Origin of the sequence: Hydrogenophaga sp., assembly GCF_018780385.1 — a bacterium.
Classification (GTDB): Bacteria; Pseudomonadota; Gammaproteobacteria; order Burkholderiales; family Burkholderiaceae_C; genus Hydrogenophaga.
On record NZ_JADMJO010000041.1, the window covers coordinates 1 to 25115 of the forward strand.

Genomic DNA, 25115 nt, shown 5'->3' on the forward strand with positions numbered 1-25115 from the left:
CAGGAAATCCTGCAGATGCGTCTGCAGCGCCTGACCGGCCTGGAGCAGGACAAGATCGTGGCGGAGTACAAGGAGGTCATGGGCGAGATCGACGATCTGCTCGACATCCTGTCCAAACCCGAGCGCGTTTCGACCATCATTGGCGACGAGCTGGTGGTCGTGAAGCAGGAATTCGGTCAGACCAAGCTGGGCGCGCGACGCAGCGAAATCGAGCACAACGCGCAAGACCTGGCCACAGAGGATCTGATCACGCCCACCGACATGGTGGTCACACTCAGCCACAGTGGCTACATCAAGAGCCAGCCGCTCTCCGAATACCGGGCGCAAAAGCGCGGCGGGCGCGGCAAACAGGCCACGGCAACAAAGGAAGACGATTGGATCGACCAACTCTTCATCGCCAACACACACGACTACATCCTGTGCTTCTCCAACCGCGGCCGGCTTTACTGGCTCAAGGTGTGGGAAGTGCCTGCGGGTTCGCGCGGCTCGCGCGGTCGACCGATCGTCAACATGTTCCCGCTGCAGGAAGGCGAAAAGATCAATGTCGTCTTGCCACTGACTGGCGAGATGCGCACGTTCCCCTCAGACCGCTATGTGTTCATGGCGACGAGCATGGGTACCGTCAAGAAAACCGCGCTGGATGAGTTCAGCAATCCACGCAAGGCCGGCATCATCGCGGTGGACTTGGATGAAGGTGACTTCCTGGTCGGGGCTGCACTCACCGATGGCCAACACGATGTGATGCTGTTCAGCGACGGCGGCAAAGCCGTGCGTTTTGACGAGAACGACGTGCGCCCCATGGGCCGCAACGCACGTGGTGTGCGCGGCATGATGATTGAAGAGACCCAAAGCGTGATCGCCATGCTGGTGGCCGAAGACGAGCATCAGAGCGTGCTGACCGCAACCATCAACGGCTACGGCAAACGCACGCCGATATCCGAATACACCCGCCATGGCCGAGGCACCAAGGGCATGATCGCCATCCAACAAAGCGAGCGAAACGGCAAGGTGGTGGCCGCCACGCTGGTGCACACCGACGACGAGATCATGTTGATCACCGACAAGGGCGTGCTGGTGCGCACCCGGGTCGCCGAGATCCGTGAAATGGGACGCGCCACACAAGGCGTCACACTGATCGCGCTGGATGAAGGTGCCGAACTCTCGGGCCTGCAGCGCATCGTTGAGAACGATGCCAATGTGCCAGAGCTTGACGACTCGAATGAGACGAACGAGGTCGACGATCCGGGCACTGAAGCGTGATGGCGCGCCCCTTCAACTTCTCTGCCGGTCCGGCGGCCATGCCCGCCGAGGTGTTGCAGCAAGCCGCTGACGAGATGCTCGACTGGCGCGGCAGCGGCATGAGCGTGATGGAGATGAGCCACCGCGGCAAGGAGTTCAGCGCCATCATCGAGACCGCAGAAGCCGATCTGCGTGAACTGCTGGCAGTGCCAGCAGAGTTCCGCATCTTGTTCATGCAAGGTGGCGGGCTGGCCGAGAACGCCATCGTGCCACTCAACCTCTCGCGCGGCGGCAAGGTGGACTTTGTGATCACGGGCAGTTGGAGCGAGAAGTCCATCAAGGAAGCAGCGCGCTACGCCCGACCCGTGCTGGCCGCGAGCAATGTCGATTCCGGCCACACCACCCTGCCTGCGCCCACCTCCTGGAATCTCAGCGCCGATGCCCAATACGTACACATCTGCAGCAACGAGACCATCCACGGCATCGAGTTGCAAGAGCTGCCCGATCTCAAGGCTTTGGGCAGCAACGCGCCGCTGGTGATCGATTTTTCCTCCCATGTGGCATCGCGACCGGTGGACTGGTCGCGCGTGGGTCTGGCCTTCGGAGGCGCGCAAAAGAACCTCGGCCCAGCTGGCGTGACCCTCGTGGTCGTTCGCGAAGAACTGCTGGGCCACGCCCTGCCCGTCTGCCCGAGCGCATTCGACTACAAGACCGTGGCGGCGAACGCCTCGATGTACAACACGCCTCCCACCTTCAGCATCTACATGGCTGGCCTCACCTTTCAGTGGCTCAAGCGACAGACCGAAGGTGGCCTGAGCGGCGTGGCGGCCATGGAGCAACGCAACATCGCCAAGGCCTCGCTGCTCTACGACTTCCTTGACGGCTCCGCCCTCTACTTCAACAAGGTTGCGAGCGACTGCCGCTCGCGCATGAACATTCCGTTTTTCCTGCGCGACGAAGCCCTGAACGATGCATTTCTGGCTGGCGCCAAGGGCGCGGGCCTGTTGCAGCTCAAGGGTCACAAATCGGTGGGCGGGATGCGTGCAAGCATCTACAACGCCATGCCATTGGAAGGCGTGCAAGCGCTGGTGCAATACATGCGCGACTTTGAAAAAACACGGGCCTGACCCCAGGCCTCAGAACCCGAAGACATGACCCAACCCACCCAGTCAGATGCCCTGGCGGTCCTGCGCGTCCAGATCGACGCGCTGGACCAGCAGTTGCTGTCGTTGCTCAACGAGCGTGCGCGCGTGGCCGAGGAAGTCGGCGTCATCAAGCGGCAAGAAGGTTCGCCATTTTTCAGACCGGACCGCGTGGCCCAGGTGATCGAAAAAATCCAGGGTGCCAACCACGGCCCGCTCCTGAACCAGCATGTGGCTTCGATCTGGCGCGAGATCATGTCGGCTTGTCTAGCGCTCGAAGCGCCGCAACGCGTGGCGGTGCTGGGCCCGCAGGGCACCTTCTGCGAACAGGCGGCTATCGAGTTTTTCGGCGGCGCGGCCAACCTGATCTACTGCGCCGACTTCGACGAGGTGTTCCACGCCACCGCCGCTGGCACCGCGCAGTTCGGTGTGGTGGGCATGGAAAACTCCACCGAAGGTGTGGTGGCACGGTCGCTGGATCTGTTCCTGCGTTCGCCAGTGCACGTGGTGGGTGAAGTGAGTCTGCTGGTGCGTCACAACCTGCTGCGCCAGCTCAACACACTGGACGGTGTCGAAGTTGTCATGGCGCATCCCCAGGCTTTGGCCCAGTGCCAGAACTGGCTTTCGCAGCACCTGCCCAAGGCTGAAAAGCGAGCCGTCTCCAGCAATGCCGAAGGTGCTCGACTCGCCGCCACCAACCCCGCTTGGGCCGGCATCGCCAGTGAGCGCGCTGCTGCCCAATTCGGTCTGCACATCGTCTCGCACGCCATCCAGGACGAGGCCTACAACCGCACGCGCTTTGCCGTGATCGCCCTGCCCCAGACGCTGGCCATGCCGCCCGCGTCGGGACGCGACTGCACCAGCCTGGTGGTGTCGGTCCCCAACCGGCCAGGGGCGGTGCACGACCTGTTGGTTCCTCTCAAGAACAACGGTGTCTCGATGACGCGTTTCGAGTCGCGACCGGCGAAGTCCGGGCAGTGGGAGTATTACTTCTACATCGACATCGCAGGCCATCCATCGCAGCCCAATGTGGCCGCTGCTCTTCAAGAATTGCAAGGCCTGTGCGCTTTCTACAAGGTGCTGGGCGCGTACCCGGTGAACGAATGATGTTTGAACAACTGGGATTGATCGGCTGCGGGATGATGGGCGGCTCGTTTGCGCTGGCCCTCAAACGCGCCGGTCTGGTCAAGCGCGTGGTGGGCTACAGCAAGTCGCCCTCCACCACCGAGCGGGCACGCCAGCTGGGTGTGATCGACGTCGAGGCACCCTCTGCGTTGCTGGCCGTCTCGGGCGCGGATCTGGTGTTGCTCGCTGTGCCCGTGTCGGCCACCGAGGCCACCTTCAAGGCCATTCGGCATCTGGTGCGCGGTGACGTGTTGATCATGGACGTGGGATCGACCAAACGCGAAGTGATCGATGCCGCGCGACGCGTGCTCAAGGACCAGGTGGGCGTGTTCGTGCCTGCGCATCCCATTGCGGGCAAGGAACTCGCTGGCGTCGATCATGCTGATCCCGATCTTTACAAGGGCCGTCAGGTCATCCTCACGCCGATCGAGCGCACGCTCACGGCACAACTGGACAAGGCCCACAAGGTCTGGAGCGCCTTGGGTTGCCACGTCAAGCAGATGTCGCCCGAAGCGCACGACGCTGCCTATGCAGCGGTGAGCCACTTGCCCCACCTGGTTGCATTTGCCTTGATGAACGGCATCCAGAGCCAACAGCAGGCGGCAGATTTCCTGTCGCTGGCAGGCCCAGGCTTTCGCGATTTCACCCGCATTGCGGCCAGCGACCCCTCTGTCTGGCGCGACATTCTCATGTCCAACCGCGAAGAACTCCTGGCGCAGTCACGATTTTTCCAGCGGGCTTTGCACGCGCTGGAGACGGCCATCAATGCCGACAACCCGGACGCGCTGGAAGCCCTCATCGACCAAGCCAGCAGTGCCCGCGCCCATTGGCGCATGACCGCCATCAAGCCCCAGAGCTGAGCGCCGCACGCTGCGGCGTTCTCGCGTCACCGCTCACATGTACTCCATTCCGTTCCTCGACATTCCTCCGCTGGCCACGGCCGGCGGCACCGTGCGCCTACCAGGATCCAAGAGCATCTCCAACCGGGTGCTCTTGCTCGCCGCCCTGAGTGAAGGCCACACCGACGTGACCGACCTCTTGGACTCTGACGACACGCGAGTCATGCTGGACGCCCTGCGCCAGCTCGGTTGCCAGATCGAACCACAACCCGACGGCGCCTTGCGCGTGCACGGCCTGGGCGGCGTCCTCCCGGTGCGACAAGCGCGGCTGTTTCTGGGCAATGCAGGTACGGCCATGCGCCCGCTCACCGCAGCACTGGCTTTGCTGGCGTCCACACACGGCGCCGAGTTCGAGCTCAGCGGTGTCCCACGTATGCACGAGCGGCCCATTGGGGATCTGGTGGACGCCCTGCGCCAGCTGGGTTGCGCGGTGGAATGCCTGGGCCAGGAGGGCTACCCGCCGCTCAGGCTCGGCGCGGGCACACCCCTGGCGCTGCAACTCGACCAGCCCATCCGCGTGCGGGGCGACGTCTCCAGCCAGTTCCTCACGGCGCTGCTGCTGGCCTTGCCGCTGGTGGCGCAGAAGCACGAGGTCGTCATCGATGTCGTGGGCGAACTGATCTCGCGCCCATACATCGAGATCACGTTGAACCTGCTCTCGCGCTTCGGAGTGCAGGTGCAGCGGGACGGCTGGCAACGTTTCACCATCCCGGGCGGTAGCCGCTATCGCTCGCCCGGGCGCATACCCGTCGAGGGCGATGCGTCATCGGCCAGCTACTTCATTGCGCTGGGCGCCATCGCGCAAAGCTCGCAAGGCATCACCATCGAAGGCGTCGGCCTGGCTTCGACGCAGGGGGACATCCGGTTCGTCGAGGCGGCCAGGCTCATGGGTGCCGAGGTGACTGGTGAAGCCAACCGCCTGCACATTCGCCGTGGCGCGTGGCCGCTCAAGGCCGTCGACCTGGACTGCAACCACATCCCCGACGCCGCCATGACGTTGGCCGTGATGGCGCTCTACGCCGACGGCACCACCATGCTGCGCAACATCGCCAGCTGGCGCGTGAAGGAAACCGACCGCATAGCCGCCATGGCCAACGAATGCCGCAAGCTGGGCGCCACCGTGGAGGAAGGCGCCGACTTCATCCGCATCACGCCGCCCACCAGGTGGCGCGCCGCCAGCATCCACACCTATGACGACCATCGGGTGGCCATGTGCTTTTCGCTGGCCGCCTTCAACCCGGCAAGCCTGCCGGTTCGCATCGAAGATCCGAAATGCGTCGCCAAGACCTTTCCCGACTATTTCGAGACTTTGTTCGAGGTCTGCAGCACGCCGGCCCAGGCCATCCCTGTCATCTGCATTGACGGCCCCACGGCTTCCGGCAAGGGCACGTTGGCCTCTGAAGTGGCGCAGCGCCTGGGCTACCACCTCCTCGACTCCGGCGCACTGTACCGGGCCACCGCACTCGCAGCGCAAGACGCCGGCGTGTCGCTGGACGACGAACCCGCCCTGGCCCGTCTGGCCGCACAACTGCCGCTGACTTTCCGTGATCACAAGGTGTTTCTGGGTGGCCGCGACATCACCGACCCGCTGCGACTGGAATCGACCGGTGGCATGGCGTCCAGGGTGTCCCAATACCTGGCCGTGCGATCCGCTCTGCACGCCCTTCAGTTGAGCTTCCGGCGCCTCCCTGGCCTGGTGGCCGACGGGCGCGACATGGGCACGGTGATCTTTCCGGACGCAGCTTTGAAGGTGTTCCTGACCGCCACCGCCGAGCAGCGCGCCGAACGGCGCCATAAGCAATTGATTTCAAAGGGAATTGCTGCTAACATCGACAGTCTTTTGGCAGACCTGCGAACGCGTGATTTGAGGGACTCATCCCGCACACATGCGCCTCTCAAGCCAGCCGAAGACGCCTTGAAACTGGACAACTCCGAACTGGACATCGAACAATCGGTGCAAGTGGTGATGAACTGGTGGCAGGGCAAAACGGCGTTCTCAGGGAACTGAGAGCGCTTCACAAACGGCCCTGACGGCACAGCCGGGCGCTCCCAGCCCGCATGCTCGACGGTTCTTTTCAACCAACCCCGCGGTGTTTCGCACCGCAATGTCAACGCCGCCCACACGTCGATCCCTGCGCAAACCGAGTCACACCGGTTGAAGGCGCCGACGCTGAGTGGTTATAGGAAATTCAATGTCTGAATCTTTTGCCGCCCTGTTCGAAGAGTCCCTGAAACGCGCTGAAATGCGCTCGGGCGAAGTCATCACTGCTGAAGTTGTTCGCATCGAACACAGCCATGTGGTGGTCAACGCCGGTCTGAAGTCGGAAGCGTACGTGCCGCTGGCCGAATTCAAGAACGACCTGGGTGAACTCGAAGTGCAGGTGGGCGATTTTGTGTCGGTCGCCATCGATTCCGTTGAAAACGGTTTCGGCGACACCCTGCTGTCGCGCGACAAGGCCAAGCGCCTGGCCTCGTGGATGTCCCTGGAGAAAGCACTCGAGTCGGGTGAATTCGTCACCGGCACGACCTCCAGCAAGGTCAAGGGCGGCCTGAAGGTCATGGTCAACGGCATCAGCGCCTTCCTCCCAGGCTCGTTGGTCGACAGCCGTCCGACCAAGGACCTGACCCCGTACGAGAACAAGACCCTGGAATTCAAGGTCATCAAGCTCGACCGCAAGCGCAACAACGTGGTGCTGAGCCGCCGCGCCGTGGTGGAAGCCTCCATGGGCGAAGAGCGCGCCAAGCTGATGGACACGCTGAAGGAAGGCGCCATCGTGCACGGCGTGGTCAAGAACATCACCGAATACGGTGCGTTCGTGGACCTCGGCGGCATTGACGGTCTGCTGCACATCACCGACATGGCATGGCGTCGCGTGCGCCACCCAAGCGAAGTGGTGCAGGCTGGCCAGGAAATCACCGCCAAGATCCTGAAGTTCGACACCGAAAAGCACCGCGTCTCGCTGGGTCTGAAGCAGATGGGCGACGACCCATGGATGGGCGTGGCTCGCCGCTACCCACAAAGCACCCGCATGTTCGGCAAGATCACCAACATCGCCGACTACGGCGCGTTTGTGGAACTCGAGCCAGGCATCGAAGGCTTGGTGCACGTCTCCGAAATGGACTGGACCAACAAGAACGTGGCGCCTTCCAAGCTGGTGTCGCTGGGCGACGAAGTCGAAGTCATGGTGCTCGACATCGACGAAGACAAGCGTCGCATCTCGCTGGGCATGAAGCAGTGCCGTGCCAACCCCTGGCACGAGTTCGCCGAGCAGACCAAGCGTGGTGACCGCGTCAAGGGCCCGATCAAGTCGATCACCGACTTCGGCGTGTTCGTGGGTCTGGCCGCCGGCATCGACGGCCTGGTTCACCTGTCCGATCTGTCGTGGAACGAAACCGGCGAAGCCGCCGTACGCAACTACAAAAAGGGTCAGGAAGTCGAAGCCATCGTGCTGGCCATCGATGTGGAGCGCGAGCGCATCTCCCTGGGCATCAAGCAACTCGACGGTGACCCGTTCACCACCTTCGTGTCGGTGAACGACAAGGGCTCCATCGTGACCGGCAAGGTCAAGACCGTCGATGCCAAAGGCGCCGAGATCGACCTGGGTGAAGACGTGTTGGGTTACCTGCGCGCCAGCGAAATCAGCCGTGACCGCGTGGAAGACGCACGCAACATGCTGAAAGAAGGCGACGAAGTCACCACCGTGGTGGTGAACATCGATCGCAAGACGCGCAACATCCAGCTTTCCATCAAGGCCAAGGATGCCGCTGACCAGCAGGAAGCCATGGCGACCCTGAGCCAGCAGTCCTCGCGCGAAAGCGCCGGCACCACCAGCCTGGGCGCCCTGCTGCGCGCCAAGCTGGACAACAACAACGGCTAAGCACGAATGCTGGCGTCTGTTCAGACACACATGCCTCACGGCGTGTGTTCTGACCGGATGCCGGTTCTTGAATGCCCAAGCCCAAATCCGAACACATGACCCGCAGCGACCTTGTTGAAGCGTTGGCCAGCCGATTTGGTCAGCTCACCCACCGCGACGCCGAGTTCGCCGTCAAGGCCATCCTCGACGCCATGGGCGATGCACTGGTCAAAGGCCACCGGATCGAGATCCGAGGCTTTGGCAGTTTTTCAGTCAATCGCCGATCTCCCCGCGTGGGACGCAACCCGCGTTCAGGAGAGAGCGTGATGATTCCCGAGAAACGTGTACCGCACTTCAAGCCGGGCAAAGCCCTGCGCGAACAGGTGGACGCCAAGACGGCCGAGATTCTCGGGCGCGAACCGAAGAAACCGGCGTGATGGTTGCGGCCTTGGCGGCGACCTGATCGCTACAATCGCCCCACCACAAAGGGGACGATTTGAAATACCTGATGTGGCTGCTCAACGCAGCCATTTTTTTTGTGTTGTTCGCTTTCGCGCTGAACAATCAGGACAGCGTGACGCTCAACCTGTTCTTCGGTACCAGTTGGCAAGCGCCGCTGGTGCTCGTCATCCTGGTCGCGCTCGTGCTCGGCGTGTTCCTGGGTGTGCTGGTCATGTTGCCACTGTGGTTGCGGGCCAAACGCTCGCGGCGCCGCGCTGCGTCTGCAGTCACGGCCAGCACCTCCTTCGACGCTGACTCCACACTATTCCCCGACCCCACCGACCGCCGCCATGGACTTTGATTTCACGTGGCTGCTGTGGGGCCTACCCCTGGCCTTCGCAGCAGGCTGGGGAGCGTCTCGCCTGGATCTTCGTCAATGGCGCATGGAAAGCCGCCAGGCGCCCAAGGCTTACTTCCGCGGCTTGAACCACCTGCTCAACGAACAGCAGGACCAGGCGATCGACGCTTTCATCGAGGCGGTGCAAGGCGACCCTGACACAGCAGAGCTGCACTTTGCACTGGGCAACCTGTTCAGGCGCCGCGGCGACTATGACCGCGCCGTGCGAGTGCACGAACATCTGCTCTCGCGCGCCGACATCAGCCACAAGGACCGCGACCGCGCCCAGCATGCTCTGGCCCTGGACTTCCTCAAGGCGGGACTGTTGGACCGCGCTGAGGCCGCCCTCAACAAACTTCAGGGTTCGGCGTTCGAGGGCGAGGCCTTGCTGGCATTGCTGGGCATTTACGAGCGTTCGCGCGATTGGCCGCGGGCCAAGGAGATCGCCCAACGGCTGGAGGCAGCCGAGCACGGCAGTTTCTCCACGCGACTGGCCCATTACCTTTGCGAAGAGGCTGAAATTGCCCAACAGGGTGGCGACAGCACGCAGGCCCTGCGTCTCCTGGAAGAAGCGGTGCAGCGGGCGCCACAGCTCTCGCGAGGTTGGATGGCTCTGTCTGCACAGAAGGCACGGGGTGGAGACGCTGCAGGCGCGCTGGATGCCTTGTTGCGTCTCAACCAGCATGCTCCACAGGGGTTGCCGCTGGCGGCCCACTCACTCGCCGACCTGGCTCGGCACACCGGACGCGAGGCAGAGGCTGTCGAGATGCTGCAGGCGAGCCACGAGCGAGCGCCGTCGATCGACATCACGCAAGCCCTGGCCAGCCTGAGCCTCGATCCCGCAGCGGCGCGCAACCGCTATCTCAGCCACCTGGAACGCGAGCCCTCGTTGGTCATCACCGCGCAGTGGTTGGCGGGAGAGACACTGTCAAGTGAGCGCGCACAAGCTCGGGTGCAACAGGCCTTGGAGCAAGCCAGCGCGCCATTGCGGCGCTACCGTTGCGCGGCCTGCGGTTTCGAGGCGCGCCAACACTTCTGGCAGTGTCCAGGCTGCCAGACCTGGGACAGCTACCCGGCACGCCGAGTCGAAGAGTTGTAGCCTGGGTTCACCCTGCACCGAGTCTGCGGCGCGTCACTTTCTCAAGGGCGCAACACCTGCGGCCCGACAAAGCCGATTCTGCGGTGTTTCTGGAACGAGCTCTGCGCTCGTCAAGCTTTCCCGTAGCCGCCGCCGCCAGGGGTGTGGATCTCGAAGATGTCGCCCGGCTTCATCTCCGCCTGGCCGATATGGCCCAGCTCCTCCTCTGAGCCATCCGCGCGCACCACACGATTGAGACCCACCTGCCCGGCCTGCCCACCGCCCATGCCGAACGCGCCGTGGAGGCGGCCATTGGACAGAATGCTGGCCGTCATGTCTTCAAGGAAACGAACGCGCCGCACGCCGCCGTGCCCACCGCGCCATTGCCCGGCACCGCCCGAATCTTCACGGATCTCGTAGCTCTCCAGCCGAACCGGAAAGCGGAACTCCAGCACCTCGGGGTCGGTCAGGCGCGAGTTGGTCATGTGGGTCTGCACCACGCTCGTACCATCAAACCCCTCTCCCGCACCACTACCGCCCGAGATCGTTTCGTAGTACTGGTGGGCCGCGTTGCCGAAGGTGAAGTTGTTCATGGTGCATTGACTCGCCGCCATCACACCGAGTGCGCCATACAACGCGTTGGTGATGCAGCTGGAGGTCTCCACGTTGCCCGCCACCACCGAAGCCGGGGGGTTGGGGTTGAGCATGGAACCAGCAGGGATGATGACCTTGAGCGGCTTGAGGCAACCGGCGTTCAGTGGAATATCGTCGTCGACCAAGGTGCGAAACACGTAGAGCACAGCGGCCATGCACACCGCGGTGGGGGCGTTGAAGTTGTTGAGTTGCTGAGCCGACGTTCCAGTGAAGTCAATCTCGGCACTGCGTTGCGCGGTATTCACCCGCACGGCCACCTGAATCTGCGCGCCGTTGTCCAGCGGCAAGGTGAATGCGCCGTCCTTGAGGCGCGTGATCACTCGTCGCACCGACTCTTCGGCGTTGTCCTGCACGTGGCGCATGTAGGCTTGCACCACGTCCAGACCGAACTGCTCGACCATCTTGCGCAGTTCCTGAACACCCTTTTCGTTGGCGGCGATCTGTGCCTTGAGGTCGGCCATGTTCTGCTGCGGGTTGCGAGAGGGAAACTCTCCGCTTTGCAACAGCGTCACCATCTCGGCTTCAAGCAAGACGCCACGGTCCACCAGCTTGACGTTGTTGATCTGCACGCCCTCTTGTTCGATGCGGGTTGAGAACGGTGGCATGGACCCGGGAGTGGTGCCACCAATGTCGGCATGGTGGCCGCGCGAACCGACGTAGAAGGTGGGCTTGTTGCCGAGATACACCGGTGTGATCACGGTCACGTCGGGCAGGTGGGTGCCGCCGTGGTACGGGTCGTTGAGCGCATACACATCCCCACGCTGCATCTTGCCGGCGTTCTCACGGATCACGGTCTTGATGCTCTCGCCCATGGAGCCCAGGTGCACCGGCATGTGAGGCGCATTGGCAATCAGGTTGCCCTCGGCGTCGAATAGCGCGCACGAGAAGTCGAGTCGCTCCTTGATATTCACCGAGTAGGCCGTGTTCTGCAGTTGCAGCCCCATCTGCTCAGCGATGTTCATGAACAGGTTGTTGAACACCTCCAGCAGCACGGGGTCTACCGTGGTGCCCACGGCGTAGGTCACCGTGCGTGGCACGCGGCGGTCCAGAACCAGGTGATCGAGCGCGGTCAGAACAGCTTCCCAGCCCGGCTCAACCACCGTTGTGGCATTTTTTTCGGCAATGATCGCCGGCCCCGGAATCACATCACCTGGGCGCAGATCCTCGCGCACCACCAAGGCCGCGTCCAACCATTGCCCACCGGAGTACATGCGCACGGTTTCGCGCCGCGGCACTTCGCGGGGTTCATGCGTCTCAAAGCGGGGTTCGTCAGGCGCGTCGCCCGGCACGACCGCTTCCACCGACACCGCTTCCACCACCAGGTGCTTTCCCTGCATCAGGAACGCGAAGCGTTGGCGGTATGCGGACTCGAAGCCAGCCTGGATCGTGGCAAGGTCCCCAAAAGGCACAACCAATGCCGAGTCGCTGCCCTCGTAGCGCACGTGCACCCGGTGGTGAACCTTGGCATTACCCGCATTCACCTGCTGGCGCTCCAACTCCGCTTGCGCGGTTGCGCCCAGTGCATCGAGCTTTTCCGCAATCAGGGGCAAGGAGGCGGCCGCCAGAGGCAACTCCACCGCCTGCTCACGAATCACGTTTTGATCGGCCAGACCCATGCCGTAAGCGCTGAGCACACCGGCGAGGGGGTGCACGAATACGCGCGTCATGCCCAATGCATCAGCGACCAGGCAGGCGTGTTGGCCGCCCGCCCCGCCGAAGCACTGCAGTGTGTAGCGCGTGACGTCATAACCGCGTGCGACCGAAATCTTCTTGATCGCGTTGGCCATCTGCTGAACCGCGATGTTGATGAAACCTTCTGCCACCTCTTCGGGTGGCCGACCGGTCTGCACCGCCAATTCGCCGAACCGCGCCTGCACAGCCTCCAGGCTCAGCGCCTCGTCGGCCTTGGGGCCGAACACTTTGGGAAAATGACGCGGCTGGATCTTGCCGGTCATCACGTTGGCATCGGTCACCGCCAGGGGTCCGCCGCGACGGTAGCTGGCCGGCCCTGGGTTGGCCCCTGCGCTTTCGGGGCCCACGCGGAAGCGGGCACCGTCGAACGAAAGGATGGACCCTCCACCGGCTGCCACGGTGTGGATGCTCATCATCGGCGCGCGCATGCGCACGCCCGCCACCTGGGTTTCAAACTCGCGTTCGAATTCGCCCGCATAGTGTGAAACGTCGGTGGACGTGCCACCCATGTCAAAGCCAATCACCTTGTCTTGGCCCGCCAGGCCCGCCGTGCGGGCCATGCCCACAATGCCCCCGGCCGGACCTGACAGGATCGCGTCCTTGCCTTGAAAGGCTCGCGCGTCGGTCAACCCACCCGAAGACTGCATGAAGAACAGTTTGACACCCGGCATTTCGCCGGCCACCTGCTCCACATAGCGCCGAAGGATGGGCGAGAGGTAAGCGTCGACCACCGTCGTGTCGCCGCGGCTCACGAATTTCATCATCGGGCTGGTCTCATGCGAGGTGCTTACCTGCGTGAAACCGACCTCACGCGCAATGCGACTGGCAGCCTGTTCGTGCGCGGTGAAGCGATAGCCGTGCATGAACACGATGGCCATGCTGCGCAGCCCACGCCCGTGCGCGGCCAACAAATCTTGACGCAACGCCACCTCGTCCAACACCTGCAGCACATCGCCGTAAGCGCTGAGGCGTTCCTGAGCCTCGATCACCTCGCTGTACAACAGCTCGGGCAAGACAATGCGGCGGTCGAACAGGCGCGGGCGGTTTTGATACGCGATGCGAAGCGCATCACGAAAACCTCTTGTGGTCACGAGCAGCGTGGGTTCGCCCTTGCGCTCCAGCAGCGCGTTGGTGGCCACGGTCGTGCCCATCTTCACGCACTCCACGAGCGCAGGCGTCACAGGCTCGCCGTGTTTAAAACCCAGCAGGTGGCGAATGCCGGCCACCGCCGCATCCCGGTACTGCTCGGGGTTCTCGGACAGCAGCTTGTGGGTGGTGAGTGAGCCATCAGGCTTCTTGGCCACGATGTCCGTGAAGGTGCCTCCACGGTCGATCCAGAATTGCCAGCGGCTGCCCAGTGGGGAGTTGTTGTCTTGCATGATTTTCGAACTTTAACGTTGAAGGTAGTAGGGAACAAAGATCAAGTTGGCTTCGCTGCCGACCGATCTCACCCACTCACGGGAAAACTTTTCGCCCAGGCGCTTGAATTCAGCCTCGAAGCCGACGGGCACGCGGCCCACCTTGATGCCGCGGCGCTGCAACTCCTGGGTGGATTCGTTGGCCACGGCTTCACTCAGCTCCCAGCCGCGTACCTCGGCGCGAGCGGCAGCCTGGGTCACGGCCTCACGGGCTGATGCCGGCAAAGCATCAAACGCCTTGGCACTGACGAACACGATGTTTTTTGGGAACCAGGCGTTGATACCGTAATAGAAGCCGATCTGGTCCCACACGCGGTTCTCCACCCCGGTCACGGCAGAAGTGATCATGCTGTCCACCTTTCGGCTGGCGAGCGCCTGATTGACCTCTACCATCGGAACATCCACCGGTGAAGCACCAAGCATCTCGGCGATGCGCACGGTGGACTGGTTGTAGGTACGCATGCGTGTGCCTCTGAAGTCGGCTGCCGAGTGCACTGGCTGGTTGGTGAACAGCCCTTGAGGCGGCCAGGGCACCACATACAAAGCCTTCAGCCCTCGCGCTCCAAAGTGCTTCTCGATCAAGGGGCGCTGCAGATGCCAAAGCCGGCGGGCATCCCCATAGCTTTGCACCACGAAGGGAATCGCGTCGGCCCCTGCGATGGGGATATCCCTCACCATACTGCTCATGATGGTCTCCCCCGCCTCCACCTTCCCCTCCTGCACCGCCTGACGGATCTCCGCGAGCTTGAACAGGGTGTTGTTGGGGCGCAGCTCGATGCGCAGCGCGCCGGCTGTGGCGCGCTCCACATCACCCACGAACTGCGCGATGTTCTGCGTGTGAAAGGAATCGTCCCGGTAGCCTGTGGCCAGTTGCCAGGTCGTCACTTGCTGAGCCAGGCAAGGCTGCGCCAGCATGGCTGCCCACACAGCCATTGCACATTGGATCTTCATGGCGTGCGCTCAGCAGTGGCAAGACCAAACGAACAGTGCTGACCCAGGCCGCTTCATCTCGCCACCCCCATCAGAGCATCGGGAACGGCGGTGACGATTTGCGGAAACACCGTGATCAAGGCAATGCAGGCCACAAGGCAGAAGAAGAATGGAATGGCGGCCTTGGCAATCAAGGTGCTGTCCTTGCCGGTCATGTTCTGCAACACGAACAGGTTGAAGCCCACGGGTGGTGTGACTTCCGCGATCTCGACCAGCAGAATCACGAAGATTCCAAACCAGACCAGATCGAATCCAGCCTTCTGGATCATGGGCATCACGACCGCAGCAGTGAGAACGATCATGCTGATGCCATCCAACGCCGTGCCCAGCACCAAATACACCACCACCAGGCAAGCGATCAACGCATATGGTGACAGTTGCATCGCGTCGACCCACTCCGCAAGCTCACGCGGAATACCGGTGAAAGCCATGGTCTTGGTCAGGAACGCCGCCCCCGCGAGAATGAACATGATCATGCAACTCGTGCGCGTAGCACCACCCAGACTCTCGGTGAAGTTGGCCCAGGTCAGTGATCGGCTCCAAGCCGCGAGCGCCAGGGCGCCCACCACGCCGTAGGCCGCACACTCCGTCGCTGTTGCCCAGCCAGCCACCAGTGACCAGCAGATGAACACGATCAGCAAAGCACAGGGAACCAAATTTCGCGACAGGTGAAGCTTCTCGCGGAAGGTGGTGGTCCTCTCCTTGGGGGGCATCTGATCCTTGTTGCGCAGCGCCCACCATGCGATGTAACCCGAAAACAGGCCCATGAGCAGCAGCCCCGGAAGAAAACCCGCCAAGAAGATGCGGATGATCGATGCATCGGCTGCGACCGCATACACCACCATGGTGATGGAGGGCGGAATAAGTATCCCCAAGGTGCCGGCCGTGGCCAGCGAACCGATGGCGATACTCTCGTTGTAACCCCGCTTTTGCAGTTCGGGTAGAGACACTTTGGCAATCGTGGCGCAGGTGGCGGCCGAGGAGCCCGATACCGACCCGAAAATGCCGCAACCGAGAATGGTGGTGTGAAACAGTCGACCCGGCACGCGGTTCAGCCACGGCGCCAGACCCGAGAACATTTCCTCGCTGAGTTTGGTGCGAAACAGAATCTCGCCCATCCAGATAAAGAGTGGCAATGCTGCCAGTTCCCAACTCGCCGTGCTCTCCCAGAACGCCGAGAAGAGATTCAGTCCTGGCAGGCTGTTTGTGAAAAATGCTTGCCCTACCCAACCGCAAATGGCGAGCGTCATTGCAATCCAAACACCGCCAGACAACAACAACAACATCAGGAAAAGGAGAAATCCACCAATGGCAAGGATGTCCATGGCCGCACTCTTTCAAAGATCTGAAGAAAAATCGCCTTGGGCGTGGCGCTCTTGCACCAATCGCACAAAGGTCGGCACTTCGCCACGGGCCACGATGACCAGCTCGTCCACGATCGCCACGAGGAACAGCAACGAACCCACTGCAAAGCTGGTTTGGGGAATCCAGATCGGAATGGCCCACAAGCCTTGCGCCAATTCGTTGAACTGCCAGCTTTCGTAGGTGAAACGACAAGCCCACCAGGCGAGATAGGCCACGGCCACCGCAGCCACCGCCAAGCACGCCAGTTCCAACCGCTGGCGAGTGGCAGGCGACACCTTCTCCAGCACCAGCGTGACCCGCACAAAGTCGCCGTGCTTGAAGGCGTGTGCCATGGTGAGAAAGGCTGCTGCTGCGCAAAGCCATGCGACCACATCGTTGATGGCTCCGGTGGGAAAGCCGAAGTGACGCCCCAACGTTTGCACGATCATCAGCACGCAGATCGATGCAACGCAGGTCGCGCCGAGCGCGCCTGCCCATTGGTAGGCATTGTCCAGTGCACGCCGCAGCAAGTGGGGTCGGCTGGTGGAGTGGTGGCCGGTGCCGGCAACGGTGCTGGGGTTCATGGTCGAATCACTTTTGCTGGTAAGCGTCGATCACGGCCTTGCCGTCGTCCCCGGCAAGTTTGATCCAGTCTGCGGTCATGCGTTCGCCAATGGCCTTGAGCTCTTTCTTGAGGCCATCAGCCGACGCATCGACCTTCATCCCCTTGTCCGTCAGCTCCTTGATGTACTCACCATCCTTGCGCTCGCTGGTGGCCCAGCCGCGCTGTTCCGCCACAGCTGCCATTTGAAGTACGGCATCCTGAGTCGGCTTGTCAAGGCCATCGAACAACTTCTGGTTCACGACGACGGCGTTGCGCGGCAGCCAGGCGGCCACGCCGTAGAAGTGCTTGGCGCTTTCGTACAGCTTGCTGTCCACGCCGCTGGCGCTGGAGGTCAGAAAGTTGTCCACGCCACCCGTGGCCAGCGCAGCCGGCAACTCGGCCAGCTGGATCGTGACGGGCTGAGCGCCCACGGCCGTGGCAATGAAGGAGGTGGCGGGGTTGTACGCACGCATCTTGGTGCCCTTGAGGTCCTTGAGCGCGCTCACCGGCTTGGTGGAGTACAGGCTCTGGGGTGGCCAGGCAACGGTGTACAGCAGCTTCATGCCCTGTGCATTCAACGTTTTGACCAGCAAGGGGCGCGAGGCAGCATCAAGGCGGCGGGATTCGACGTAGCTGGTAGCCAGGAAGGGAATGGAGTCCACGCCGAAAACGGGCGCCTCATTGGACGCACCCGAGAGGATGAACTCGCCGGCCGGCACCTGTGCCGACTGGACGGCGCGCTTGATCTCGTTGGCCTTGAACAACGATGCGTTGGGATGCACCGTGATCTTGAGTCTGCCTGCAGTCGCTTTGTCGACATCGTCTGCAAATTGCACCAGGTTCTGGACCTGGAAGGTGTTGGGACCATAGCCCGAGGGCAAGTCCCATTTGGTGGCTTGGGCCGAAGCGGCGCCGGCAAGGGTGACAGCGGAAAGACAGAACAGCATCTTTTTCATCGTGGGCTCCTGGTTCAAAAACTGGCTAACTGTTGGTTGAGAAGGTCGGTGATCAGCATCGCGCCGGGGGCGTGGGTGATGCAGAACGCGGGGCGGGCCTGCTGGATCGCGGCTTGCGGCGTGACTCCGCAGGCCCAGAACACCGGCAGTTCATCGGGTAGCACGTCCACTGCGTCGCCATAGTCGGGTCGTGAGAGGTCGTGAATGCCGATCTGGGACGGATCACCGATGTGCACCGGTGCGCCGTGTACGTTGGGAAAGCGCGATGTGACCTGGACCGCGCGAATGGCGTCTGCAGCCTTCATCGGGCGCATGGACACCACCATGGGCCCGCTGAATAGGCCTGCCGCTTCGGTGGGAATATTGGTTCGGTACATGGCAACGTTGCGCCCCTGCTCAACATGGCGCAACGACAAACCAGCCGCCATGAGTGCCTGTTCGAAGGAGAACGAGCAGCCGATCACGAAGGTCACCAGACCTTCACGCCAGAGGTTGGTGATGTCCGTTGGCTCGTCAATGAGCTCGCCATGGCGCCAGACGCGGTAGCGCGGAAGGTCGGAACAGATGTTGATGTCATGACCCAACGTCGGCAGCAAGCGTTCGCCGGGATCAGACACCGCCAGCAGCGGGCAGGGCTTGGGGTTGCGCTGGCAGTAACGCAGGAAATCCACCGCCAACGACTCCGGCAGGATCACCACGTTGCCCTGCACGTGCTCGTCGGCCAGGCCGCTGGTGTGTGAACTCCAACGACCTTGACGGATCAGGCTGCGCACATGGGAAGCGTTCTGCAAGCCGTCCTGCCCGAACACATCCCTCGCCAGTTGGGAAGCTGAATCCACCGCGTCTCCTGCTGTTTTCGCATGTCACCGTGATGACGATGGGCGGATTGTGGAGGGCGATCAGCGCGAGTTCAAATTCAAAATATTTCGCTTAGCTCATCGATTTTTTTGATGCTCCGGAACGGGGCACGATGCGCCTGGATGGTGCGCGCGCAGCGCGGGCTTTGGGACCAAACTGCGCTTCCACGAACGCCAGGGCCGACTTCACCACCGTCTCCACCGCGTCCGTGCTGGGGTCTGTCCGATAGCTGGCGTGGATAGGCAACGGCTGCAACGCGCTGTTGCATGACAGCGGGCGCAGGTCAGGGTAGTTCTGCATGCGCTGCACGGCATAAAGGGGCAGCGTGGCCACACCAAAGCCCCCCTGCACCAGTTGCACCATGGCCGAGATTGACGAGATGGTGTGCACACGACCGGGCTCCACTCCCTCCTGCCGAAACAGATCGATCAGCGCCACGTGCGGGTGCGAGCCGCGTTGGAAGGTCAGCAGCTCCAACTCGGACAATTCACTCAATGCATAACGGCGCTTGCGGTGCAGTTGCGCATGGCCCATGAACACCATCTCCATCGGTGGCAGGCTTCGGCTGCGCACGCCGTCGGCCGCTGCGGGCAGAGCGGCGAAAACGATGTCCTGCGTGCCGCGTTGCACCTGCTCCACCAGAATGGGCGTGGTCTCCACCGTGAGTTCGAGTGCCAGCGCCGGATGGTCGGCGCGCAGTTTCTCGATCCACGGTATCAACCACGAATGCAGCACCGATTCGATGGCACCAATGCGCAGCGACACTGCGAGCGCGGCACCCGACCCCATCTCGGCCTTCACTTCGCGCTGCAGCTCCAGCAGCCTCTGGGCGTAGGTGAAGAAGCGCGTTCCCGCCACCGTCAGGCGAAACTGCTTGTCACGCCGATCCAGCAGCAGAACGCCGAGTTCTTCCTCCAGCGCTGCGATGCGGCTTGACATGGCCGATTGCGTGAGGAACAGCTTGTCAGCCGCACGGGTCACGCTCTTGAGAGAGGCCACCCAATAAAACGCCTCGACAAATCGCAGGTTCATGTCATCGGTCCCGGGGGAAAAACCCGAGCGGTTGGCCCGGTATTTGCACTTATGCTGGTGATCCTCGTCATCCAACCATTGTCCCGGAGAAACCATGAAGCACCAATTTGGCCTGTTCGCCGCCGCCTTCGTTCTGGGCACGGCTGCCCACGCGCAAACCAAATGGGATTTGCCCGCTGCCTATCCCGCCAGCAACTTCCACACGGTCAACCTGACAGCGTTTGCCAACGATGTGGACAAGGCCACCGGCGGCAAGCTCAAGATCACCGTGCACCCGGGTGCCTCGTTGTTCAAAGCGCCCGAGATCAAGCGCGCCGTGCAGGGTGGACAAGCACAGATTGGCGAGATCCTGCTGGCCAACTACCAGAACGAATGGCAGATGTTCGGTGCCGACGGCTTACCTTTCCTGGCCGACAGCTACGCCGAATCGATGAAGCTCTACAAAGCCCAGAAGCCGATCATGGAAAAGAAGCTCGCCGAGCAGGGAATGATGCTGCTGTACGCCGTGGCCTGGCCGCCCCAGGGCCTGTACAGCAAGAAACCGATCAACAGCGCCGCCGACCTGAAGGGCAGCAAGTGGCGCGCTTACAGTCCATCGACCGCGCGTATCGCCGACCTGGTTGGCGCGCAGCCCGTCACCGTGCAGGCAGCCGAACTCTCCCAGGCGCTGGCCACGGGCGTGGTGGAAACCAACATGACCTCTGGCGCCACGGGTGTGGACAGCAAACTCTACGAGCACCTGTCCTACTACTACGACGTGCAAGCCTGGCTGCCCAAGAATGCAGTGCTTGTGAACCGCAAGGCCTTCGACGCGTTGGACAAGCCCACACAGGATGCCCTGCTCAAAGCTGGCGCCGACGCTGAGACCCGCGGATGGGAAGCCTCACAAAAGGTCAACACCGACACGCTTGCCACCCTCAAGGCTCGCGGCATGAACGTCCTTCCCCCCTCTCCTCAACTGAAGGCGGATCTCAAGGCGGTGGGCGACACCATGCTGAAGGAATGGCAGGAGAAGGCTGGAGCCGAAGGCAAAGCCCTCATCGACGGCCTCAACCGCTGAGTCGGACATGACACCCCTCGACTCCCCGGCTCGCGGTCACCTTCGGCGCGCGCTGGATGGCCTGTACGCGTTCGGTGGCGGCCTGGCCGCCCTGTGTGTGCTGGGCATCCTGATCCTGATGCTGTGGGCCTCGGCCGGACGCCTGTTCGAATGGCGGGTGTCATGGGTCAACGACGTCGTGGCCTGGCTCTGCGCGGCAGCCGCCTTCATGGGCATGGCCTACAGCTTTCGCAACGGCGACTTCGTGCGCGTGACGCTCGTGCTGGAATGGGCGAGCCCGGCCGTGCGGCGCTGGATGGAAGTGGTGGCGCTGGCGGTGGCCACCGTGACGATTGGCTACCTTGGCTACTGGGCAGCGATGTTCACCTATGAGAGCTGGCAATTCAACGACATCGCCGGCAACATGGTGGCCATCCCGATCTGGATTCCGCAGATGAGCTTCGTGGTCGGCTCCGCGATCCTCGTGATTGCAGCACTCGACGAATGCGTGGGCGTGTTGCGCGGTCAACGACCCACCTATGTGACGCGCGTCGAGGAACGGCACGCGCGCGGTGACTTTTCGGAGGAGCTCTGAATGGGCCTGCTTGAGATCGGGGCCCTGCTGCTCTTCATTCTGCTGCTCATGCTGGGGGGCGGCGTCTGGATCGCCATGACGCTGGCCATCGTGGGTTGGGTCGGGCAGGCCTTCTTCACCACCACATTGCCCGGCAAAAACCTGTTCTCGGCGTTCTGGGAAACCACCGCGAGCTGGGAGCTGGCGGCATTGCCGCTGTTCATCTGGATGGGCGAAGTGCTCTACCGCACCCGCTTGTCAGAACAGATGTTCGATGGCCTCTCTCCCTGGCTCTCGCGCGTGCCCGGGCGCCTGATGCACACCACCGTGCTGGGCTGCGGCATCTTTGGCTCGGTGTCGGGTTCGTCCGCTGCCACCTGCGCCACCATCGCCAAGGTCGCGCTGCCCGAGTTGGAAAAGCGCGGCTACGACCGCAACCTCGCACTCGGCTCGCTGGCCGCCGCCGGTGGCCTGGGCATCCTGATCCCGCCCTCGATCACCATGGTGGTCTACGCCGTGGCGGCCGACGCCAGCGTGATCCGGCTCTTTCTCGCGGGCTTCCTGCCGGGCTTCATGCTCATGGGCCTGTTCTCGGGCTACATCATCTGGTGGAGCCTGCGCAACCCCGACAAGGTGCCGCCGCCCGAGGCGCCCACCACCCTCGCGCAGAAGCTGCGGCGTTCCGGCAGCCTGATTCCCTGCGGGCTGCTGATCATCTTCATCGTCTGGGTGTTGGTCTCGGGCATCGCCACCGCCACCGAATGCGCGGCCTATGGCGTGCTGGGCGCGCTGCTGATCGCCGCGGCCAGCCGCCAGCTGACCTGGCGCAACTTCTGGGAAGGCCTGACCGGCGCCACGCGGGTCAGTTGCATGATCATGTTCATCCTGGCTGGCGCGGCTTTCCTCACCAAGACCATGGCCTTCACCGGCATCCCGCGCGAGCTCGCCGAGATGGTGCAGGCCATCAACCCCTCGCCCTACGGCCTGATCGCCGTGCTGGTCGTGGTTTACCTCGTGCTCGGTGCGGCCCTGGACGGCATCAGCATGATCGTGCTCACCAGCGCTGTGGTGCTGCCCATGATCCAGCAGGCGGGCTTCGATCTTGTGTGGTTCGGCATCTTCATCATCATGCTGATCGAAATCGCCGAGATCACGCCGCCGGTGGGCTTCAACCTCTTCGTGCTGCAGAACATGACCGGCATCGACAGCAACCGCATCGCGCGCGTCACCCTGCCTTTCTTCGCCTGCATGATCCTGGCCATCGCACTCATCACGCTGTTCCCATCCATCGTCACTGTGCTGCCCAACCTGGTGATGGGCAAGGAGTTGTAACCGGGGCTCCAAGCCGCATCCTCTACACTGGCACATTCCCGCCGCCCTTGTGCGGCGGTTTGCTTTTTTCAGAGGATTCCCGTGTTCAAGAATGTGACGATCTACCGCATCGCCCCCGGCTGGACGGCAACGCTGGCAGACATGGAGGCTGCGCTGGACGCGGCCCGTTTCAAGCCCTGCGGCGCCACGCAGGACAAGTCGGTCGGCTGGGTCGAACCGCGTGGTGAAGCCCACGGCCCGCTGGTGGAAGCGGTGGCCGGCCAGCGCATCCTGAAACTCCAGATCGAGACCAAGGGCGTGCCCGGCTCGGTGGTGAAAAAGAAGGCGCAGGAAGAGGCCGACCACATCGAAGCCACCACCGGCCGCAAGCCTGGCAAAAAGGAAACCAAGGCCCTGCGCGAAGACGCGCTGCTGACCCTGCTGCCGCAGGCGTTTGCGCGACAGATGAACGTGTGGGTCTGGCTTGACCTGGAAGCCGGCTGGCTCGTGACCGACGCCAGCAGCCAAGGCAAGATCGACGAGGTCGTGACCGCTCTGGTGCGCGCCTTCCATGGCTTGGTCATCACCCTGCTGCAGACCGCCGTGACGCCGCAAACCGCCATGACGCAATGGCTCTCGGCCACCACGCCCGACGAATGGCCGGGCGGCTTTGCGGTGGAACGCGAGTGCGAGCTGAAATCGGGCGACGAGGAAAAATCGTCGGTGAAATTCACCCGCCACAACCTCGCCACGGACGAGGTGCGCCAGCACATCACCGAGGGCAAGTTGCCCACGCGCCTGGCGCTGAGCTGGGAAGGCCGCATCGGCTTCGTGCTCACCGAGTCGCTGCAGCTCAAGAAGATCAACTTCCTCGAAGGTGTGTTCGACGGCCGCCCCGACGAAGACGAGAACGGTTTTGACGCCGACGTGGCCCTGTCCACCGGCGAGTTGCAGAAGCTGCTGCCCGAACTGGTCGAGGCGCTCGGCGGCGAGATGGCGTTCGGTGCCGCACCCGCGGGCGACGTACCGGCCGCGGCTCAGCCCGTTGCTATCACCGCCGATGGGGACGACGAAGGCCCGCCCTTCTGAGGCCTGAGCCATGAACACACTGCCCAGCGTCATCGCCATTTGCCTGGGCGCCTGCGTGGGTGCGTTGGCCCGTTGGCGCCTGGGTCTGTGGCTCAGCACACCTGGCTCGCTGCTGCCCTGGGGCACGCTGGCCTCCAACTGGATCGGCGCCTACGCCATCGGTCTGTCGGTGGCCTTCTTCAACGCACAGCCACAGCTCGACCCCGTGTGGCGCCTGGCCATCGTCACCGGCCTGCTGGGAGCGTTGACAACCTTTTCCACCTTCTCCGCCGAGGTGGTGACGCTGCTGCAGCAAGGCCGCCTCGTGCTGGCCAGCGGTGTGGCCGGGCTGCACCTAGTCGGCTCGCTGCTGCTGACCTGGCTGGGCTTGCGCACCGCCGCGCTCTGGTTGACCCCGGCCTAGGCAGACCGGTAGAGCGCCGCCACCGCGCCGGCCTGCTGCGCCAAGCGCTCGCGCATCGCGGGTGGTGCCAGCACCTCGATTTCGTCGCCGAAGCCCAGCAATTGCCGTGCGCCCTGCTTGATGGACTCCACGCGGATCGTGACCTCATCACCCGCCTGATCGGCATACGGAATGCGCGCATTCGCCAGCCACTTCATCGAACGGTCTGAGACGCGAACACGAACTTCGATCGAACGCAGTTCCGATTCGAATCGCGCGGCGGATGCCCGCCAGGTGCTGGCAAGGTCGAAGCTTTTGGGGCGTCTGAAGGCGGCGCCCACTTTCAGGTCCATCACACTGGTCAACCTGTAGGTGCGCACACCGTCGCCCTTCGTTGGCATCTCCACCGCACGCGCCACCAGATACCACGCACCCGCCTTGAGCACCAGACCCAGCGGCTCCAGCGTCCGCTGCGTCATGCCCCGCCAGCTTTCGTAGCGCACGTCGATGCGCCGTGCGCGCCAGACCGCATCAGCCGCCTCGCGCAGGAACCGCGGCGCGTCCTGCGTGCGGTACCAATCCACCGCGTCGATGTGCAGGCGTTGGCCCACGCGCTCGGCCTGTTCGCGCCACTCGCCGGGCAGGCTGGCCACCATCTTCAGGCGGGCCGACGCCGCAGCAGCTCCAAGGCCCAGCTCCGTGGCCGGCCCGGGCAGGCCAGCGAGCAACAGCGCGTTGGCCTCGGGCTCGGTCATGCCGGTGAGCTGCGTGCTCCAGCCTTCGCGCAACTGAAAACCGCCATGCCGCCCGCGCTCGCCCCAGAGCGGCACACCCGCCGCCGAGAGCTGGTCGATGTCGCGCAGCACGGTGCGCTCCGACACCTCCATGGCCTGCGCGAGGGCCCCCGCCGTCAAACGCCCGCGCGCCTGCAGCAGCATCAGGATGGAGAGCAATCGGCTGGCTTTCATGGGTCGAATTTAAACATGACACAAGG

The 25115-nt window shown here is 63.0% G+C and carries 22 protein-coding genes; 14 read left to right on the forward strand and 8 right to left on the reverse strand.

Going from position 1 to position 25115, the window contains the following annotated elements; translation table 11 throughout:
- The 9 genes from IV113_RS14725 to lapB form a co-directional block, all read left to right on the forward strand.
- On the forward strand, positions 1-1260 hold a 1260-nt coding region (locus tag IV113_RS14725; protein WP_291086452.1), incomplete at its 5' end, for a DNA gyrase C-terminal beta-propeller domain-containing protein.
- Positions 1260-2366 (forward strand): 3-phosphoserine/phosphohydroxythreonine transaminase, encoded by a 1107-nt coding sequence (gene serC / locus IV113_RS14730; protein WP_291086454.1) that lies wholly within the window; start codon positions 1260-1262, stop codon positions 2364-2366. The genes IV113_RS14725 and serC, both read left to right, overlap by 1 nt.
- Positions 2367-2390: 24 nt before the next feature.
- Positions 2391-3488, forward strand: coding sequence for a prephenate dehydratase (pheA, locus tag IV113_RS14735; RefSeq protein ID WP_291086456.1), 1098 nt, complete (start codon positions 2391-2393; stop codon positions 3486-3488).
- Complete coding sequence (locus IV113_RS14740) at positions 3488-4366, forward strand: prephenate dehydrogenase/arogenate dehydrogenase family protein (protein WP_291086674.1); 879 nt, start codon at positions 3488-3490, stop codon at positions 4364-4366. Before pheA ends, IV113_RS14740 begins: the two co-directional genes overlap by 1 nt.
- A gap of 37 nt (positions 4367-4403) precedes the next feature.
- The gene (locus tag IV113_RS14745) at positions 4404-6413 is read left to right on the forward strand and encodes a bifunctional 3-phosphoshikimate 1-carboxyvinyltransferase/cytidylate kinase (RefSeq protein WP_291086458.1); all 2010 of its coding nucleotides are present in this window, start codon (positions 4404-4406) and stop codon (positions 6411-6413) included.
- A 184-nt stretch (positions 6414-6597) separates the two neighbouring features.
- Complete coding sequence (rpsA, locus tag IV113_RS14750; protein ID WP_056275697.1) at positions 6598-8283, forward strand: 30S ribosomal protein S1; 1686 nt, start codon at positions 6598-6600, stop codon at positions 8281-8283.
- Between the two features lie 95 nt (positions 8284-8378).
- The gene (locus IV113_RS14755; protein ID WP_291086461.1) at positions 8379-8699 is read left to right on the forward strand and encodes an integration host factor subunit beta; all 321 of its coding nucleotides are present in this window, start codon (positions 8379-8381) and stop codon (positions 8697-8699) included.
- 59 nt (positions 8700-8758) lie between these two features.
- Entirely contained in the window at positions 8759-9064 is a 306-nt protein-coding gene (locus IV113_RS14760) for a lipopolysaccharide assembly protein LapA domain-containing protein (protein ID WP_291086463.1), read from the forward strand.
- A complete protein-coding gene (gene lapB, locus IV113_RS14765; RefSeq protein ID WP_291086465.1) occupies positions 9054-10199 on the forward strand; it encodes a lipopolysaccharide assembly protein LapB in 1146 nt (381 codons plus the stop codon). The genes IV113_RS14760 and lapB overlap by 11 nt, the downstream gene beginning before the upstream one ends.
- A 110-nt stretch (positions 10200-10309) precedes the next feature.
- On the opposite strand, the gene IV113_RS14770 is transcribed toward lapB, so the two are convergent.
- The 7 genes from IV113_RS14770 to IV113_RS14800 all read right to left on the reverse strand — a co-directional run bounded on the left by IV113_RS14770 (position 10310) and on the right by IV113_RS14800 (position 19726).
- Positions 10310-13903 (reverse strand): hydantoinase B/oxoprolinase family protein, encoded by a 3594-nt coding sequence (locus IV113_RS14770; RefSeq protein ID WP_291086467.1) that lies wholly within the window; start codon positions 13901-13903, stop codon positions 10310-10312.
- Between the two features lie 12 nt (positions 13904-13915).
- On the reverse strand, positions 13916-14893 hold the full coding sequence (locus IV113_RS14775; protein ID WP_291086469.1) for a TRAP transporter substrate-binding protein: 978 nt from the start codon (positions 14891-14893) through the stop codon (positions 13916-13918).
- 53 nt (positions 14894-14946) lie between these two features.
- Positions 14947-16257 carry a TRAP transporter large permease subunit gene (locus tag IV113_RS14780; protein ID WP_291086471.1) on the reverse strand — a complete coding sequence of 437 codons (1311 nt, stop codon included), beginning with the start codon at positions 16255-16257 and terminating at the stop codon, positions 14947-14949.
- A 12-nt stretch (positions 16258-16269) separates the two neighbouring features.
- On the reverse strand, positions 16270-16860 hold the full coding sequence (locus IV113_RS14785) for a TRAP transporter small permease (protein WP_291086472.1): 591 nt from the start codon (positions 16858-16860) through the stop codon (positions 16270-16272).
- A gap of 7 nt (positions 16861-16867) precedes the next feature.
- Positions 16868-17836, reverse strand: coding sequence for a TRAP transporter substrate-binding protein (locus IV113_RS14790; protein ID WP_291086473.1), 969 nt, complete (start codon positions 17834-17836; stop codon positions 16868-16870).
- Between the two features lie 14 nt (positions 17837-17850).
- Complete coding sequence (locus IV113_RS14795) at positions 17851-18627, reverse strand: putative hydro-lyase (RefSeq protein WP_291086676.1); 777 nt, start codon at positions 18625-18627, stop codon at positions 17851-17853.
- Positions 18628-18766: 139 nt separating this feature from the next.
- Positions 18767-19726, reverse strand: coding sequence for a LysR family transcriptional regulator (locus IV113_RS14800; protein WP_291086475.1), 960 nt, complete (start codon positions 19724-19726; stop codon positions 18767-18769).
- Positions 19727-19820: 94 nt separating this feature from the next.
- Between IV113_RS14800 and IV113_RS14805 the strand changes: the two genes are divergently transcribed.
- From IV113_RS14805 to crcB, 5 genes are all read left to right on the forward strand, one after another.
- A complete protein-coding gene (locus IV113_RS14805; protein ID WP_291086477.1) occupies positions 19821-20786 on the forward strand; it encodes a TRAP transporter substrate-binding protein in 966 nt (321 codons plus the stop codon).
- Positions 20787-20793: 7 nt separating this feature from the next.
- A complete protein-coding gene (locus tag IV113_RS14810; RefSeq protein WP_291086479.1) occupies positions 20794-21360 on the forward strand; it encodes a TRAP transporter small permease in 567 nt (188 codons plus the stop codon).
- Positions 21361-22671, forward strand: a complete 1311-nt coding sequence (locus tag IV113_RS14815) for a TRAP transporter large permease subunit (protein WP_291086481.1) — start codon at positions 21361-21363, stop codon at positions 22669-22671.
- An 81-nt stretch (positions 22672-22752) separates the two neighbouring features.
- Positions 22753-23739 (forward strand): recombination-associated protein RdgC, encoded by a 987-nt coding sequence (locus tag IV113_RS14820; RefSeq protein ID WP_291086483.1) that lies wholly within the window; start codon positions 22753-22755, stop codon positions 23737-23739.
- A 19-nt stretch (positions 23740-23758) separates the two neighbouring features.
- A complete protein-coding gene (gene crcB / locus IV113_RS14825) occupies positions 23759-24142 on the forward strand; it encodes a fluoride efflux transporter CrcB (RefSeq protein WP_291086678.1) in 384 nt (127 codons plus the stop codon).
- Here crcB and IV113_RS14830 read toward each other — a convergent pair.
- Positions 24139-25089, reverse strand: coding sequence for a YafY family protein (locus IV113_RS14830; RefSeq protein ID WP_291086485.1), 951 nt, complete (start codon positions 25087-25089; stop codon positions 24139-24141). The genes crcB and IV113_RS14830 overlap by 4 nt on opposite strands.
- Between the last annotated feature and the right edge of the window lie 26 nt (positions 25090-25115).